15 protein-coding genes are annotated in these 15,253 nt (G+C 53.0%); 6 read left to right on the top strand and 9 right to left on the bottom strand.

Translation table 11 applies throughout. From position 1 onward, the window contains the following. Positions 1-29: 29 nt before the first annotated feature. The 3 genes from creC to creA are packed head-to-tail and all read right to left on the bottom strand — an operon-like array spanning position 30 to position 2,629. Complete coding sequence (creC, locus tag C7B16_RS02010; RefSeq protein WP_107179304.1) at positions 30-1,454, bottom strand: two-component system sensor histidine kinase CreC; 1,425 nt, start codon at positions 1,452-1,454, stop codon at positions 30-32. Next, positions 1,454-2,143, bottom strand: coding sequence for a two-component system response regulator CreB (gene creB, locus C7B16_RS02005; RefSeq protein WP_001188652.1), 690 nt, complete (start codon positions 2,141-2,143; stop codon positions 1,454-1,456). Before creB ends, creC begins: the two co-directional genes overlap by 1 nt. Before the next feature lie 12 nt (positions 2,144-2,155). Beyond that, the gene (creA, locus tag C7B16_RS02000) at positions 2,156-2,629 is read right to left on the bottom strand and encodes a protein CreA (protein WP_000875488.1); all 474 of its coding nucleotides are present in this window, start codon (positions 2,627-2,629) and stop codon (positions 2,156-2,158) included. A 211-nt stretch (positions 2,630-2,840) separates the two neighbouring features. Between creA and robA the strand changes: the two genes are divergently transcribed. Further along, the gene (robA, locus tag C7B16_RS01995; protein WP_000371670.1) at positions 2,841-3,710 is read left to right on the top strand and encodes an MDR efflux pump AcrAB transcriptional activator RobA; all 870 of its coding nucleotides are present in this window, start codon (positions 2,841-2,843) and stop codon (positions 3,708-3,710) included. On the opposite strand, the gene gpmB is transcribed toward robA, so the two are convergent. Continuing rightward, positions 3,707-4,354, bottom strand: coding sequence for a 2,3-diphosphoglycerate-dependent phosphoglycerate mutase GpmB (gene gpmB / locus C7B16_RS01990; protein ID WP_016249587.1), 648 nt, complete (start codon positions 4,352-4,354; stop codon positions 3,707-3,709). The two genes, robA and gpmB, sit on opposite strands and share 4 nt — an antisense overlap. A 51-nt stretch (positions 4,355-4,405) precedes the next feature. Here gpmB and yjjX point away from each other — a divergent pair, with 51 nt between their 5' ends. Next, complete coding sequence (gene yjjX, locus C7B16_RS01985) at positions 4,406-4,936, top strand: inosine/xanthosine triphosphatase (protein ID WP_000546619.1); 531 nt, start codon at positions 4,406-4,408, stop codon at positions 4,934-4,936. 75 nt (positions 4,937-5,011) lie between these two features. Here the strand turns inward: yjjX and trpR are convergent, their stop codons facing one another. Both trpR and sltY read right to left on the bottom strand, forming a co-directional pair. Then, a complete protein-coding gene (gene trpR, locus C7B16_RS01980; protein ID WP_000068671.1) occupies positions 5,012-5,338 on the bottom strand; it encodes a trp operon repressor in 327 nt (108 codons plus the stop codon). A gap of 94 nt (positions 5,339-5,432) precedes the next feature. Then, positions 5,433-7,370, bottom strand: a complete 1,938-nt coding sequence (gene sltY, locus C7B16_RS01975; protein WP_000409422.1) for a murein transglycosylase — start codon at positions 7,368-7,370, stop codon at positions 5,433-5,435. Positions 7,371-7,580: 210 nt separating this feature from the next. Here sltY and ettA point away from each other — a divergent pair, with 210 nt between their 5' ends. Then, positions 7,581-9,248 carry an energy-dependent translational throttle protein EttA gene (ettA, locus tag C7B16_RS01965; RefSeq protein ID WP_000046765.1) on the top strand — a complete coding sequence of 556 codons (1,668 nt, stop codon included), beginning with the start codon at positions 7,581-7,583 and terminating at the stop codon, positions 9,246-9,248. A gap of 120 nt (positions 9,249-9,368) precedes the next feature. Here ettA and nadR read toward each other — a convergent pair whose 3' ends face one another. The 3 genes from nadR to serB are packed head-to-tail and all read right to left on the bottom strand — an operon-like array spanning position 9,369 to position 13,021. After that, complete coding sequence (gene nadR, locus C7B16_RS01960) at positions 9,369-10,601, bottom strand: multifunctional transcriptional regulator/nicotinamide-nucleotide adenylyltransferase/ribosylnicotinamide kinase NadR (RefSeq protein ID WP_000093824.1); 1,233 nt, start codon at positions 10,599-10,601, stop codon at positions 9,369-9,371. Between the two features lie 20 nt (positions 10,602-10,621). Next, a complete protein-coding gene (radA, locus tag C7B16_RS01955; protein ID WP_001029699.1) occupies positions 10,622-12,004 on the bottom strand; it encodes a DNA repair protein RadA in 1,383 nt (460 codons plus the stop codon). A 48-nt stretch (positions 12,005-12,052) separates the two neighbouring features. After that, positions 12,053-13,021, bottom strand: coding sequence for a phosphoserine phosphatase (gene serB / locus C7B16_RS01950; RefSeq protein WP_001132950.1), 969 nt, complete (start codon positions 13,019-13,021; stop codon positions 12,053-12,055). A 105-nt stretch (positions 13,022-13,126) separates the two neighbouring features. Here serB and C7B16_RS01945 point away from each other — a divergent pair, with 105 nt between their 5' ends. From C7B16_RS01945 to C7B16_RS01935, 3 genes are read left to right on the top strand one after another with little or no spacing between them, the layout of a single operon-like run. Next, positions 13,127-13,771 carry a YtjB family periplasmic protein gene (locus C7B16_RS01945; protein WP_000124620.1) on the top strand — a complete coding sequence of 215 codons (645 nt, stop codon included), beginning with the start codon at positions 13,127-13,129 and terminating at the stop codon, positions 13,769-13,771. Positions 13,772-13,798: 27 nt separating this feature from the next. Then, positions 13,799-14,815 carry a lipoate--protein ligase LplA gene (lplA, locus tag C7B16_RS01940; protein ID WP_001094692.1) on the top strand — a complete coding sequence of 339 codons (1,017 nt, stop codon included), beginning with the start codon at positions 13,799-13,801 and terminating at the stop codon, positions 14,813-14,815. Positions 14,816-14,846: 31 nt separating this feature from the next. Next, the gene (locus tag C7B16_RS01935; protein WP_107179303.1) at positions 14,847-15,110 is read left to right on the top strand and encodes a helix-turn-helix domain-containing protein; all 264 of its coding nucleotides are present in this window, start codon (positions 14,847-14,849) and stop codon (positions 15,108-15,110) included. Positions 15,111-15,253: the final 143 nt, after the last annotated feature.

Below are 15,253 nucleotides of genomic sequence, written 5' to 3'. Positions count from 1 at the left end.
TATGAAGACTATGTGGGAAGAATTTGAAGTTATGTGAAGTGCAGGTGAAGTCGGAGCGAGGCCAGCACGCCGCCTTGCGGCACGTTGCGCAGTGTGACTTCACCATTAAGCAAACGGGCAACTTCGCTGACAAACGCCAGTCCCAACCCACTGCTTTTTTGTCCATTCTCGCGCGGCAAAGAGTAAAAGCGTTCAAAAATACGCGACAGCGCGTAGTCAGGAATGCCGCTACCGGTATCCTGCACGTTAAGCGTAACTTGCTCCTGATCCACCTCAGCACTAAGCGTTATACAGCCATGCTCGGGGGTAAAATCGATGGCGTTATCCAGTAAATTCCCCAGCGCCTGTTCCAGCAACGCCGGTTCAGCAACAACGTTAACCTCGATGGGCATAACATGCAGAGTGATATTTTTTTCTGCCAACTGTACGGTGCGCGCTTCGCTGACGCGGAGAAATAATGCCGCCACATCAACCGCAGAAAGAACGACCTCCTGACGATTTTCCAGTCTTGCCTGGCGTAGTAGCGTTTCAACCAGCGCCTGCATTCTCGCGTTTTGTGTCAAAATATTGTCGGTAAAACGGGCTACCACTTCCGGTGGCGGTCCTTCGCGTAAGATTTCCGCCGCGCCACGAATTGCTGCCAACGGACTTTTCAGCTCATGGGTTAACGCGTAGACATACTGCTCAATATAGTTTTTCCCTTCCAGCTTCACGCGCATACTTTCCAACGCCTGCGCTAACTTACGCAACTCGCTACTGCCAAGATCAGGGAGCGGAACGGGTTTATTATCGGTGACGGAATCAGCATAACGGGTGAGTCGGGCAATGGAGCGGTTGATCCACCAAACCATTCCGGCACCAATCACCAGTGCAATTCCCAGCAAAATGCCGCTCGCCCATAATATTCGCCGCTCGCTGCGTTTAATCACCGGCGCCATCGCCGCGTTCGGTTTGCCTACGCTCAAAACACCAATAAGCCGCGAGCCGTCCATAATGGGGGCAGCAACATACATCACAGAACTTTCGGGATCGGCGGGATTTTGCAACGTACTGCGCGCGCCATACTGACCGCGCAACGTTAGCCAGACATCATTCCAGCGTGAGTAATCCTGCCCAACGGCTTTATTTGCCGAGTCGAACAAAACTTTGCCCTGTGCATCAGTCATATAAACATGGTATTCGTTGCGCACTTTGTGAATGCCGCCGATATTGGCGCGAAACGGGCGATTTTGTAGTTGGTCAAACGCCTGTGCCAATTGCCCATGCGCAGGATCGCCAGAGAGCAAATCAGGGCGCGCCAGCTCCGCCAGCAACGTTGCGGTGTCGATCAACGTCCCTTCCGTCGCCCTTCGCACGCCCGGTTTAACTTCTTTGACAAAAATAGCCAGCACGAACCAGGCAGCCACTGCTACCAGTAAAAAATAGCCCAGCAACAGTCGCATGCCGATGCGCATTACAGACTCCTCAGGCTGTATCCCATGCCGCGGTGGGTATTAATCGGTGAAAGCTCGGGATTGATGCAGCGCAGCTTGGCACGCAGCGTTTTAATGTGGGTATCGACGGTGCGATCGTAAGTGTCCTGCGCGTCTTCCCAGACACTATCCATCAATTGCTGGCGTGACCAGACGCGGCCTGGCGACTTGAGTAACGTTTTCAGCAATAAAAACTCGTATCGCGTCAGCGTTAATGGCGTGTCAAACCAGCTTATCTGCGCCGCAGGTTCATTCAGTTCAAAATGACCAATACGGATGACGGGAGGCGGCGTAGAAAATTTCTTCACCCGACGCAGCAAGGTGCGCACTCTGGCGCACACTTCGCGAGGTGAAAACGGTTTAGCCACGTAGTCGTCAGCACCAATTTCCAGCCCAAGCAGACGATCGACCTCTTCACTACGGGCCGTCAGGAACAGCACAGGCAACGCCGGATGGATCGCCAGCAACTGGCGGCATAATTCAAAGCCGCTGATATCAGGCAGACCAACATCGAGAATAATAACGTCGGGAACCCGCTGGCGCGCTTTATCGAGCACCGGCAAGCCCCGCTCAAAAACGTCGACGGCAAAACCTTCCTGCTGCAACATGTAGACCAGCGTGTCGGCTATCCCTTGCTCGTCTTCTACTAACCAGACCGTTTCCCGTTGCATAAATCGCCTCTGTTATTGTCGCCACGGCATGACAGGGACGGCGCTGATGGCATTTTTCGGTGAACCATCGACAACTTTGTCGGAGTAAGCCAGATAGGCGAGCGCATTGCGTTTGGCATCATAGAAGCGCACGACCTGTAACGACTTAAAGACCAGCGATGTACGTTTCTTGAATACCACTTCGCCCTGGGCTTTGCCGTTTTTAATGCGTTCTGACAGTTCAATCGGTCCGACTTGCTGGCAGGAAATAGCCGCGTCGGAAGTATCTTCCGCCAGCCCCAATCCGCCTTTAATACCGCCCGTTTTCGCCCGGCTCACATAGCAGGTGACATTTTTTACATCGGGATCGTCGAAGGCTTCTACGACAATTTTGTGATCCGGGCCGATCATTTTAAATACGGTATCAACCGAACCAATTTCTTCCGCATGTGCCAACGGCCCCAGCATTATCAGGCTTAAAGATAGGATCAAATGCTTGTATTTCATATTGTTACCATTTTTATAAGTTACATTAAGCAATTAGTTCGTCACGGTAAATAACATATTGATTAAGAACAAAATCTCAATACTTTTATTCCCGTAAAGACCTGAAACATACTCTACTAAGAAAAAAACACTGAATGCTAAAACAACAAAAAATGCTATTATCCAATTACCTGATGTCAGGTGCTCGTTGTTGAAAGGATGAGGAAATTTTATGGATCAGGCCGGCATTATTCGCGACCTTTTAATCTGGCTGGAAGGTCATCTGGATCAGCCCCTGTCGCTCGACAATGTAGCGGCGAAAGCAGGTTATTCCAAGTGGCACTTACAGAGAATGTTTAAAGATGTCACTGGCCATGCTATTGGCGCGTATATTCGTGCTCGTCGTTTGTCGAAATCAGCGGTAGCACTACGCCTGACCGCGCGCCCGATTCTGGATATTGCGCTGCAGTACCGCTTCGACTCTCAACAGACATTTACCCGCGCATTTAAAAAGCAATTTGCTCAAACACCTGCGCTGTACCGTCGTTCCCCGGAATGGAGTGCTTTTGGCATTCGCCCACCGCTACGTCTGGGTGAATTCACTATGCCAGAACACAAATTTGTCACCCTGGAAGATACGCCGCTGATTGGTGTTACCCAGAGCTACTCCTGCTCGCTGGAGCAAATCTCTGATTTCCGCCACGAAATGCGCTACCAGTTCTGGCATGATTTTCTCGGCAACTCGCCTTCTATTCCGCCAGTACTTTACGGTCTGAATGAAACGCGCCCAAGCCAGGATAAAGACGACGAACAAGAGGTGTTCTACACCACTGCGTTAGCCCAGGATCAGGCTGACGGCTATGTATTAACCGGGCATCCAGTGATGTTGCAAGGCGGCGAATATGTGATGTTTACCTACGAAGGTCTGGGAACAGGCGTGCAGGAGTTTATCCTGACGGTATACGGAACATGCATGCCAATGCTCAACCTGACACGCCGTAAAGGTCAGGATATTGAGCGATACTACCCGGCAGAAGATGCCAAAGCGGGAGATCGCCCAATTAATCTGCGCTGCGAACTGCTGATTCCAGTGCGTCGTTAACGCTGTAACTCATCTAATGCAGGGGCGTCCAGATGCGAGATGTCCCCTGCAGTTTCAACAACCCAGCCAGACGCCAGCCACAGGCTTTCCTGGTAATCCACGCGCGAAATAGAACAGTTACGCAGGCGTAAACGGCGTTCTGCCCACGCCGGTAAGCCCAGAATGGTACTCACCAGACACCCCAGCGCGATACCGTGACTCACCAGCAGCGGTCGACTTCCCTGCGGTAAATCCCGACAAGATTCCAGTGCGGCATTGACGCGATCGCTCAGTTCCTGCATTGACTCGCCTTCAGGAATACGCCCGTCAACGGTGCCATTCACTAACTGGCGACGCCAGTTCTCTTCTTCTTCGGTCAGAGAATCAATATGTCTTTTTTCCAGCACCCCCATATTTAACTCACGCAGGCGGGGATCAAGGATGATGTCACAACCGCAAGCCTGGGCGATGATTTCCGCTGTACGCCGGGTGCGACCTAAATCGCTACTGATAATGTGGGTGATGCCAAGTTCTTTGGCACGGTTCGCCACCTGCATTGCCTGTTGCTCACCTTTTGCGGTTAGCGGGCTGTCAGACTGGCCCTGAATACGCCGCTCGGCGTTCCACTGCGTTTCGCCGTGGCGGACAAGGTATACCTGTAACATGCTTTTTTTCCGTATACTGCTTTAACGTTAATTTTTTGAGTAATCCTGATTATGCACCATGTTGTCTGTGCGACCACTAACCCCGCTAAGATTCAGGCCATTTTGCAGGCATTTCACGAGATCTTCGACGAAGGATCCTGCCATATTGAATCCGTTGTCGTCGAGAGCGGCGTACCGGAACAGCCTTTTGGTAGTGAGGAAACGCGCGCTGGCGCACGAAATCGGGTAGCAAATGCCCGCCGTTTACGTCCAGAGGCTGATTTTTGGGTGGCCATTGAAGCGGGTATAGATGGTGACAGCACCTTCAGTTGGGTGGTAATTGAAAACGCCAGCCAGCGTGGTGAAGCACGTTCGGCAACCTTGCCGTTGCCTGAGGTGATTCTGGAAAAAGTGCGTGAGGGCGAGGCGCTTGGGCCAGTAATGTCGCGCTATACCGGCATTGATGAGATTGGTCGTAAAGAAGGGGCGATCGGCGTGTTTACCGCCGGGAAACTCACCCGCGCCAGTGTCTATCACCAGGCGGTGATCCTGGCGCTAAGTCCGTTTCATAATGCCGTGTATCAGCCATTGCAGGACGGATAAGGCGTTCACGCCGCATCCGGCATTCGGTGCACGATGCCTGATGCGACGCTGATGCGTCTTATCAGGCCTACAAAATCAATCGCTTTTCAGCAACACGCCTTCCAGCCACTGACGTAGCTCGACGGGTGCCGCTTTCAGGCTGTTAGATCCACGCGTAATCGTCGCGATGCCCGCACCGAGTTCATTTTTTAACTCGCGCTGACTCATTTCACCGCGCAACAACTCTTCGACAATACGCACACGAGTCCCTAACGCTTCGCGCTCATCCGGCGTCAGCATCAGGTTTAACAACGGTAAATGGAGATCGTTTTCGTAGGCATTCTTAAGCAGGTCGACAAAACGTAACCACTCCTGGTGACGCTGTTCTGCCATCGCTGCTGAATAGGGTGATTGTTGGGCCATAGTGTGTCGCCATTGTTAGCGGGGGAAGCCTGATGCCTCCCCCGGTTGTACTCGCTAAAGAGTACGATAGCATATCATAAACGTGCAGATCAGTTCAGTAACGACGCCCCCATTCCGTGGCGCTCATCAACGTCGGTTTATCGCCCATGAAATAGCGATAGTACGCGTCATAAGCCAATACGTTCTTCACATAACCACGCGTCTCGGAGAATGGGATACTCTCGACAAATGCCACCGCATCGATACGCCCGGCGCTGTTACCAAGCCAGGTGCGCACCCGCCCCGGCCCGGCGTTGTATGCTGCGGATGAGAAAATACGGTTATTGCCGAACTGTTGATAAACATATTGCAGATAGCTGGTGCCAATGTTGATGTTCGTTTCCGGATCAAGCAATTGTGCCGGGCTGCTGTAACCAGGAATAGAGAACATCTTCACCGTATGAGTCGCCGTACCAGGCATAATCTGCATCAGCCCGCTGGCCCCTACCGGTGATTTCACTTTCGGATTCCAGGCGCTCTCCTGACGGGCAATCGCCATTGCATAGCTTTGCGGGATATCTTTGTCGTTAGTGTAACGTGCGAAGAGATCGTTATAGGCCAGTGGGAATCGTTCTTCCAGATGATCCCAAAGTTTCCCGGCAATCGTCGCCTGAACGCTGAGATCCCACCAGTGGTTGTTAAAAGCATAACGCGCCAGTTGCGCTTGCTCTGCTTTCGACTTGCTCTTCACCAGATTGGCCCACTCGCTACGGGCGGTATTATCGAGGTTCCAGTACATCAACTCGCGCACGCGCGCCATTTCCGCCCCCTGAGTCAGGGCGCTATCGACGTTCTGCGGCACTTTATCAATCTTCAGTTGATACTCTTCGCCTATGCGCTGCGCAGCAACCATTGGGTAGAAGCCACGCTGTTGCATGAGTTGATGCAAAATCTCTTTTGCTTCAGCTTCACGCCCACGTTCCAGCAGCAAATCCGCCTGCCAGTAGCGCCATTCATCTTTCTCTTTCGCTTCCATCGGCAAGCGCGCCAGCCATGTATTCAGCCCCGAACGGTCGCCGGTGCCAAGCGCCATCCTTATACGGCGTTCAATCAACGACGTGGATTGCGAACGCATAATTGCATCATCACGCCACTTCGCCTGTTCGTCGGTGACATCGTTGCCCATCAAACGCCAGGCAACGATATCACGTAGCTCCTGAATCTGATCTTCATTAAGCTGTTGTGCCTGGGCAAGTGAAGGGATCATCAATCGTGCGTTTTCTACATCCTGCCGCGCCACACTGGCAAACGCCACCGCGGCCATCTGACGGGTAAAATCAGTCGCGCCGGTCGTTCGTGCAAAAGTCAGCACCGTATTGGGATTGTTTGCCAGTGAAATAATTGCCGTAGAAATAGTCTGGTAATCGGCGGGCATCTGCCCTGCCAGCACCGTCACCAGGCCGGTATTACCCGCCTTCATCGCCAGGCGGATACGCTCTAAATACGCCCGCGGATCTTGTTTGCCGGACGCGCGCCAGACGCTAAATAACTTGTCACAAGCGTTAGGCTGGCTCTTTCCTGTCAGCCACAGCTCTTTCGCCCCCTGCCAGGCTTCTTCGCTCTGCCCGGTATTCCATTTTGCATAGTAGTAATTACATTGCGCTTCGGTTGTGCCTGGCTTTTCCGGACTAAAAGCTAACAGGCCGCGCCAGTCTTCACGTCGCGCCAGTTCATTGACGAAACGAGATTGCAGCGTGCGAGCCGGAGGAAGCGTGGGGTTAGCGCGAACAAAGTTAGTGACCGTGACCGCCGGTTGATTCATCAGGTCATCGGTAATCTGGCGGTATTCCAGGTAGGGATAAAGAGGATAATCCTTCAGGGATGGCATCATCTGCTCAACCACATCCATTTGTCGATTATCCCAGGCCTGCTTGATTTGCGCGTAGCGGCTACGCTGCTCATCCAGTGAGTCGGCTCGCGCCACGCTGCTGACCGTCAGCAGACAGACACCGGCAGCCAACAGCCGCCAGGTAACGTGTTTGGCTTTTTCCACAAGCGCTTCCTCTAAGTGTAAATACATCAATGCAGCGTCATGCCGCGTAATAGATTTATGCTAACCAGTCATTGCCGTTTCCGCCACGTTATGGACACTTTTTTACTTTTACTGAGAGGGTGATCGACCGGCTGGGATTAGGCAGGGAAACAGGCTACACTTCGCCTTTGAAAACTCATCATCACGATAAACATAGAGGCGAAGTCCAACGTGGCTCAATTCGTTTATACCATGCATCGTGTCGGCAAAGTTGTTCCGCCGAAACGTCATATTTTGAAAAACATCTCTCTGAGTTTCTTCCCCGGGGCAAAAATCGGCGTTCTGGGTCTGAACGGCGCGGGTAAGTCTACCCTGCTACGCATTATGGCGGGCATTGATAAAGACATCGAAGGTGAAGCGCGTCCACAACCAGATATCAAGATTGGCTATCTGCCGCAGGAACCGCAGCTAAACCCGGAACACACTGTACGTGAGTCCGTTGAAGAAGCGGTTTCCGAAGTAGTTAATGCCCTGAAACGTCTGGACGAAGTGTATGCGCTGTACGCCGATCCAGATGCAGACTTTGACAAGCTGGCCGCAGAGCAAGGCCGTCTGGAAGAGATCATCCAGGCTCACGACGGTCACAACCTGAATGTTCAGTTGGAGCGTGCGGCGGATGCGCTGCGTCTGCCGGACTGGGACGCGAAAATTGCTAACCTCTCCGGTGGTGAGCGTCGTCGCGTAGCGTTGTGCCGCCTGCTGCTGGAAAAACCAGACATGCTGCTGCTCGACGAACCGACCAACCACCTGGATGCGGAATCCGTAGCGTGGCTGGAACGCTTCCTGCATGACTTCGAAGGGACCGTTGTGGCGATTACCCACGACCGTTACTTCCTCGATAACGTCGCGGGCTGGATCCTCGAACTTGACCGCGGTGAAGGTATTCCGTGGGAAGGTAACTACTCCTCCTGGCTGGAGCAAAAAGATCAGCGTCTGGCGCAGGAAGCCTCGCAAGAAGCGGCGCGTCGTAAGTCGATTGAAAAAGAGCTGGAGTGGGTACGTCAGGGCACGAAAGGCCGTCAGTCGAAAGGTAAAGCACGTCTGGCACGCTTTGAAGAGCTGAACAGCACCGAATACCAGAAACGTAACGAAACCAACGAACTGTTTATTCCACCTGGACCACGTCTGGGCGATAAAGTGTTAGAAGTCAGCAATCTGCGTAAATCCTACGGCGATCGCCTGCTGATTGATGATCTGACCTTCTCGATCCCGAAAGGGGCGATCGTCGGGATCATCGGGCCGAACGGCGCGGGTAAATCGACCCTGTTCCGCATGATCTCCGGTCAGGAACAGCCGGACAGCGGCACCATCACTTTAGGTGAAACGGTGAAACTGGCGTCGGTTGATCAGTTCCGTGACTCAATGGATAACAGCAAAACCGTTTGGGAAGAAGTTTCCGGCGGGCTGGATATCATGAAGATCGGTAACACCGAGATGCCAAGCCGCGCCTACGTTGGCCGCTTTAACTTTAAAGGGGTTGATCAGGGTAAACGTGTTGGCGAACTCTCCGGCGGTGAGCGTGGTCGTCTGCATCTGGCGAAGCTGCTGCAGGTTGGCGGCAATATGTTGCTGCTCGACGAACCGACCAACGATCTGGATATCGAAACCCTGCGCGCGCTGGAAAACGCCCTGCTGGAGTTCCCTGGCTGCGCGATGGTTATCTCGCACGACCGTTGGTTCCTCGACCGTATTGCCACGCACATTCTGGATTACCAGGATGAAGGTAAGGTTGAGTTCTTCGAAGGTAACTTTACCGAGTACGAAGAGTACAAGAAACGCACGCTGGGCGCAGACGCGCTGGAGCCGAAGCGTATCAAGTACAAGCGTATTGCGAAGTAATGCGTAAAATGCCGGGTGCGGCGTGAACGCCTTATCCGGCCTACAAACACAGCGATTTCAATACGTTGTGAAACTCCAGGCCTGATAAGACGCGGTAAGCGTCTCATCAGGCATTGGGTCTTATCCCTGCTCCCCCATCATCTCCCGCACCAGCTCCACACAACGCAGGAAACGGCTGTCGTAATCGTCCTCTTCGACCCGCACGAATTCGATATTGTTCTCTTCGAGCATCTCCACCAGCAGGTTCTGGAACTCTTTGCGATCCACCGAACTGCCAAGGCTACGTAAACCATCCGCCACCCACGGGGTGTTATTCTCAAGCAGGATCACCAGATCAAAACGGTATTCATCAATCAGCGCCTGCACGAACGGATGCTCACGCCCTTCGTACTTTTTGCAGAACGCCTGAGTAGTGACAAAATCGGTGTCGATAAACGCCACTTTATTGGCGTATTTTACTGCAAAATCAATATATTGTGCGTGTCCCAGCGCGATTTTATCGTAGTCAGAATACTGTAACGCAATCTCGTCACCGCCAAGATGCGAAAAAACATAATCACGACCAAACTCCCACGCACTGGTGGTGTTGAAAATGTTAGCGAGTTTATTTACCAGAGTGGATTTACCGCTCGACTCGCCACCGAGGATCGCTACAGTACGCACAAAGAACGGCTTCACTTCGGTAGGAATATATTCCCAGTAGCGGAACGGGTTTTCGCGGATCTGCGCACCACTGATACTCATAAAGGTGCGTTTCGGATCGATCAGCACCGTTTCGATCCCCAGATGTTCCATATACTGCGGCGCGTCGGCTTCTTCCGAGGTGTAGATCAGATCCGGCTGAATGCCCTTTTCGGCCATAAACTTTTTGATGCCGTTGCTCCACACATCCCATCCGTGCGGATACGGTTCCATGCCCTCTTCATTGAAGGAATGAATGCGGATATTTTTCTGATATTTAAAAGTTTGCAATAACCAGCGCAGACGATCCGGCACCGTTGGTTGCTGCGACATGGCGCTATCTTCAAACAACGCGCGGTCACGGGTGTCGTCAAACCCCATAATGATATGCAGCTCATCAACCTGACTACAGGCACGCTGGATAAGATAGATATGTCCGGTATGTAGCGGATAAAATTTACCGAATACGACACCGATGGTTTTCTTCTGCCGGGGAAATTCCAACCCGAGGAAACGGTGCAACGCCTCCAGCTTTTGCGCGCTGGGGCTTTTAATTTTGGCATTCAGTAACTGGCTTAAATACCCTTTGGTCATACCGCTGGCATCGGCCACCTGCTGTAGCGTGCAGCCCTGTTGCTTGATGGCAGTTTTCAGGTAATCAAATGACGACATATCTCCCTCCGTATCTCTCATTATAAGTCGTCGAACACGCTAAGCGCGTCGGAGAGTTTTTTAACGCCAAAAATCTGCATCCCTTCCGGCACTTTTTTCGGTACGTTGGCCGCCGGTACAATCGCCCGCCGAAAGCCGTGTTTCGCCGCTTCTGAAATTCGCTCCTGACCGCTGGGCACCGGGCGGATCTCTCCTGCCAGCCCAACTTCACCAAACACAACCAGATCCTGCGGCAGCGGTCTGTCACGCAGGCTGGAAACCATCGCCAGCAGTAACGCTAAGTCGGCGCTGGTTTCAGTCACCTTCACGCCGCCGACCACGTTTACAAACACATCCTGATCGGCCATTTGCAGACCACCGTGACGGTGCAGCACCGCCAGCAGGATTGCCAGACGGTTTTGTTCCAGCCCCACCGCCACGCGGCGTGGATTCGCCATCATCGAGTGATCGACCAGCGCCTGAATCTCCACCAGCAGCGGACGCGTTCCTTCCCACACAACCATCACTGAACTGCCGGACGTCACTTCATCGCCACGACTTAAGAAGATTGCTGAAGGGTTGCTGACTTCGCGTAGCCCCTGTTCAGTCATCGCGAATACGCCCAACTCATTTACCGCGCCGAAGCGGTTTTTATGGCTGCGTAAGGTGCGAAAACGGGAATCAGCATCGCCGTCCAGCAGCACCGAACAGTCAATACAGTGTTCCAGCACTTTAGGGCCAGCCAGCGAACCATCTTTGGTTACGTGACCAACCATGACGATTGCCACCCCGCGCGTTTTGGCGAAGCGCGTCAGGTAAGCTGCCGTTTCACGCACCTGCGCCACGCTGCCAGGCGATGACTGTACATCCGCCATATGCATCACCTGGATGGAGTCAATTACCATCAGCTTCGGTTGCTCTTCTTCGGCAATCAGGCAGATCTGCTCGATGCTGGTTTCCGACAACATATTGAGATTGTCAGTCGGCAGGCCAAGGCGATGAGCGCGCATTGCCACCTGTTGCAGCGACTCTTCGCCGGTGACATACAGCGTTTTCATCTGCTGGGCCAGTTTGCACAGCGTTTGCAGCAACAGCGTGGATTTCCCGGCACCTGGGTTACCGCCAATCAGAATGGCGCTTCCCGGCACCACGCCGCCGCCTAATACGCGGTCAAACTCTTTAAATCCGGTTGAAAAACGCGGCAGCTCTTCAAGGCTGATATCGGAGAGTTTCTGGACTTTTGCCACCCCGGCGCTACCGGCATAGCCACTGAGACGCTCGTTACGCGCCACCGTTGGCGACGCAGCAAGACGCACCTCGGTGATGGTGTTCCAGGCATGACAGGCACTGCACTGCCCCTGCCAGCGCGGATAATCGGCCCCGCATTCATTACAAACAAAGGCGCGTTTTGGAGCTTTTGCCACGGTGTACCTCGTTAATGCTGTGCCGCCCGCAGGATGACGGGCGGGCAATTACTTCTGATTCAGGCTGCCAGAGAGGATGCAGAACACTCCCATCAGATCAGCGTGACGGATGGTGACTTCCGTCTTTTCATTCACTTTTGGTTTGGCATGGTAGGCAATCCCCAGCCCTGCCGCTTTGATCATCGGCAGGTCGTTGGCACCATCGCCAATCGCCACGGTCTGCGCCAGTGGGATTTCATACTCCTGCGCCAGACGGGTCAGGGTTTTCGCTTTGTACTGTGCATCGACGATGTCACCGATCACATTGCCGGTAAATTTACCGTCCATGATCTCCAGTTCATTGGCTACCACGGCAGTGAGTCGCAGTTTGTCACGCAGATATTCGGCAAAGAAGGTAAAGCCACCGGAGGCAATTGCCACTTTCCAGCCCAGCGTTTCCAGCTTCAGCACCAGTTGCGTTAAGCCTGGCATCAACGGCAGATTTTCCCGTACCTGAAGCAAAATGTTCGCATCAGCGCCTTTCAGCGTCGCCACGCGGCTACGCAGGCTGGCGGTAAAATCGAGTTCTCCGCGCATCGCCCGTTCGGTCACTTCCGCCACCATCTCACCTGTCCCGGCCAGTTTGGCGATCTCATCAATACATTCAATCTGGATGGCTGTAGAGTCCATGTCCATTACCAGCAGCCCCGGCGTACGCAAATGTGGAATTTTCCCCAGTGGCGCGACATCCAGTTGTGCTTCATGGGCCAGGCGCGTAGCACGCGCGGTGAGCGAACCTGCCAGACGAATCACCTGATAATCTTCCACGCACCAGGCGGCAACAATCACCATCGCCGCGCCCAGTTTGCTCTGATACTGGGTCAGTCGTTGTTTATCCAGCCCACGACCATACAGCAGCCAGCCGCTACGACCTGCGTGGTAATCCAGTGGCATCACTTCATCACCACTTAATGAAAGAGGCAGACCTGGCCATAAAGAGACATCTTCAGGCAGGTCGCACCAGGTAATGTTAGGCATTAAGGCTCCTGTAAAATCGTTCGAAGCAGGGAAAATAACGCATGAGGCTACCTTGTATCCATTGCTTCTGGCAACATTAAGTCTCAAATTTTCAACGGGTGGAATATGGCTCGCACAAAACTAAAATTCCGGCTGCATCGGGCAGTGATTGTCCTGTTCTGTCTCGCTTTGTTGGTCGCGTTGATGCAAGGTGCTTCCTGGTTCAGTCAAAACCACCAGCGCCAGCGTAATCCGCAGCTTGAAGAGCTGGCCCGCACCCTGGCACGTCAGGTGACGCTGAACGTTGCGCCGCTGATGCGTACCGACTCGCCGGATGAAAAGCGCATTCAGTCAATACTCAACCAGTTAACAGATGAAAGCCGCATCCTTGACGCAGGCGTATATGACGAACAAGGCGATCTTATTGCCCGCGCAGGCGAAAGCGTAGAAGTACGCGACCGTCTGGCACTCGACGGTAAAAAAGCAGGTGGCTATTTTAACCAGCAAATTGTCGAACCCATTGCGGGGAAAAATGGTCCGCTCGGCTATCTGCGCCTGACGCTCGACACCCACACACTCGCCACCGAAGCCAAACAGGTGGATAACACCACCAACATTTTACGCCTGATGCTGCTGCTCTCGCTGGCAATCGGCGTGGTGCTGACCCGCACGCTATTACAGGGTAAACGCACCCGCTGGCAACAATCGCCCTTCCTGCTAACCGCCAGCAAACCGGTGCCGGAAGAGGAAGAAGGCGAGAAAAAAGAGTGACCCATTACAACAAGAAAGGAAATCGTTATGAATACATTACGCCTGCTTATCTCTGACTCTTACGACCCGTGGTTTAACCTGGCGGTGGAAGAGTGTATTTTTCGCCAGATGCCCGCCACGCAGCGCGTTCTGTTTCTCTGGCGTAACGCCGACACGGTAGTGATTGGCCGCGCACAAAACCCGTGGAAAGAGTGTAATACCCGGCGGATGGAAGAAGATAATGTCCGCCTGGCGCGGCGCAGTAGTGGCGGCGGCGCGGTGTTCCACGATCTCGGTAATACCTGCTTTACCTTTATGGCTGGCAAGCCGGAGTACGATAAAACCATCTCTACGTCAATTGTACTCAATGCACTGAACGCGCTCGGCGTCAGCGCCGAAGCCTCCGGACGTAACGATCTGGTGGTGAAAACAACCGAGGGAGACCGTAAAGTCTCTGGCTCGGCCTATCGCGAAACCAAAGATCGCGGCTTCCACCACGGCACTTTGCTGCTCAATGCCGACCTGAGTCGCCTGGCAAACTACCTTAACCCGGATAAAAAGAAACTGGCGGCGAAAGGCATCACATCGGTACGTTCCCGCGTGACCAATCTGACCGAATTGCTACCGGGAATTACCCATGAGCATGTTTGCGAGGCCATAACCGAGGCCTTTTTCGCCCATTATGGCGAGCGCGTAGCAGCGGAAATCATCTCCCCGGACAAAACGCCAGACTTGCCAAACTTCATCGAAACCTTTGCCCGCCAGAGTAGCTGGGAGTGGAACTTCGGTCAGGCTCCGGCATTCTCGCATCTGCTGGATGAACGCTTTACCTGGGGCGGCGTGGAACTGCATTTCGACGTTGAAAAAGGCCATATCACCCGCGCCCAGGTGTTTACCGACAGCCTCAACCCCGCGCCGCTGGAAGCCCTCGCCGGGCGACTGCAAGGCTGTCTGTACCGCGCGGATATGCTGCAACAGGAGTGCGAAGCGCTGCTGGTTGACTTCCCGGAACAGGAAAAAGAGCTACGGGAGTTGTCAGCGTGGATGGCAGGGGCGGTAAGGTAACTCGCTGATTAAAATATCCAGGGAAGGAAATATGATCGATCTGAAAAAACAGGAACGGGAGATTATCAACTTAATGTTCAGCCAGCGTATTTCCTGGCTAGCCGCCGTGCGTATCAGGCATAAATTATCGCTTGCTGAAGTAAGTAAAATGTTAGGTATCTCGATTAATACTCTAAAACGAATCGAAAAGACGGAACGGCTTAGCTCAAACATCAAAAGCAAAATGGCAGGAATTTATGGTTGTCCACCAGAGTTACTGATATGCCCTTCCTGGATGACGGCTGAACATAAATGAATAGATTCGTGAATAGATACTTGAATGGATTTTATTTTCTATCCATATGAAAAATAATAGTAAATCTATAAATCAGTTGCTATTGATGAATAGATACTAAAAAACCGGAGCGGTCTCCCGTTCCGGCTTAACATGACAATCGC

The sequence above is a fragment of the Escherichia sp. 20412-1 genome, from assembly GCF_003027595.1.
GTDB classification, from domain to species: domain Bacteria; phylum Pseudomonadota; class Gammaproteobacteria; order Enterobacterales; family Enterobacteriaceae; genus Escherichia; species Escherichia marmotae.
Note: the sequence above shows the minus strand (reverse complement) of the source record. Positions and strands in the feature narration are given on the sequence as shown.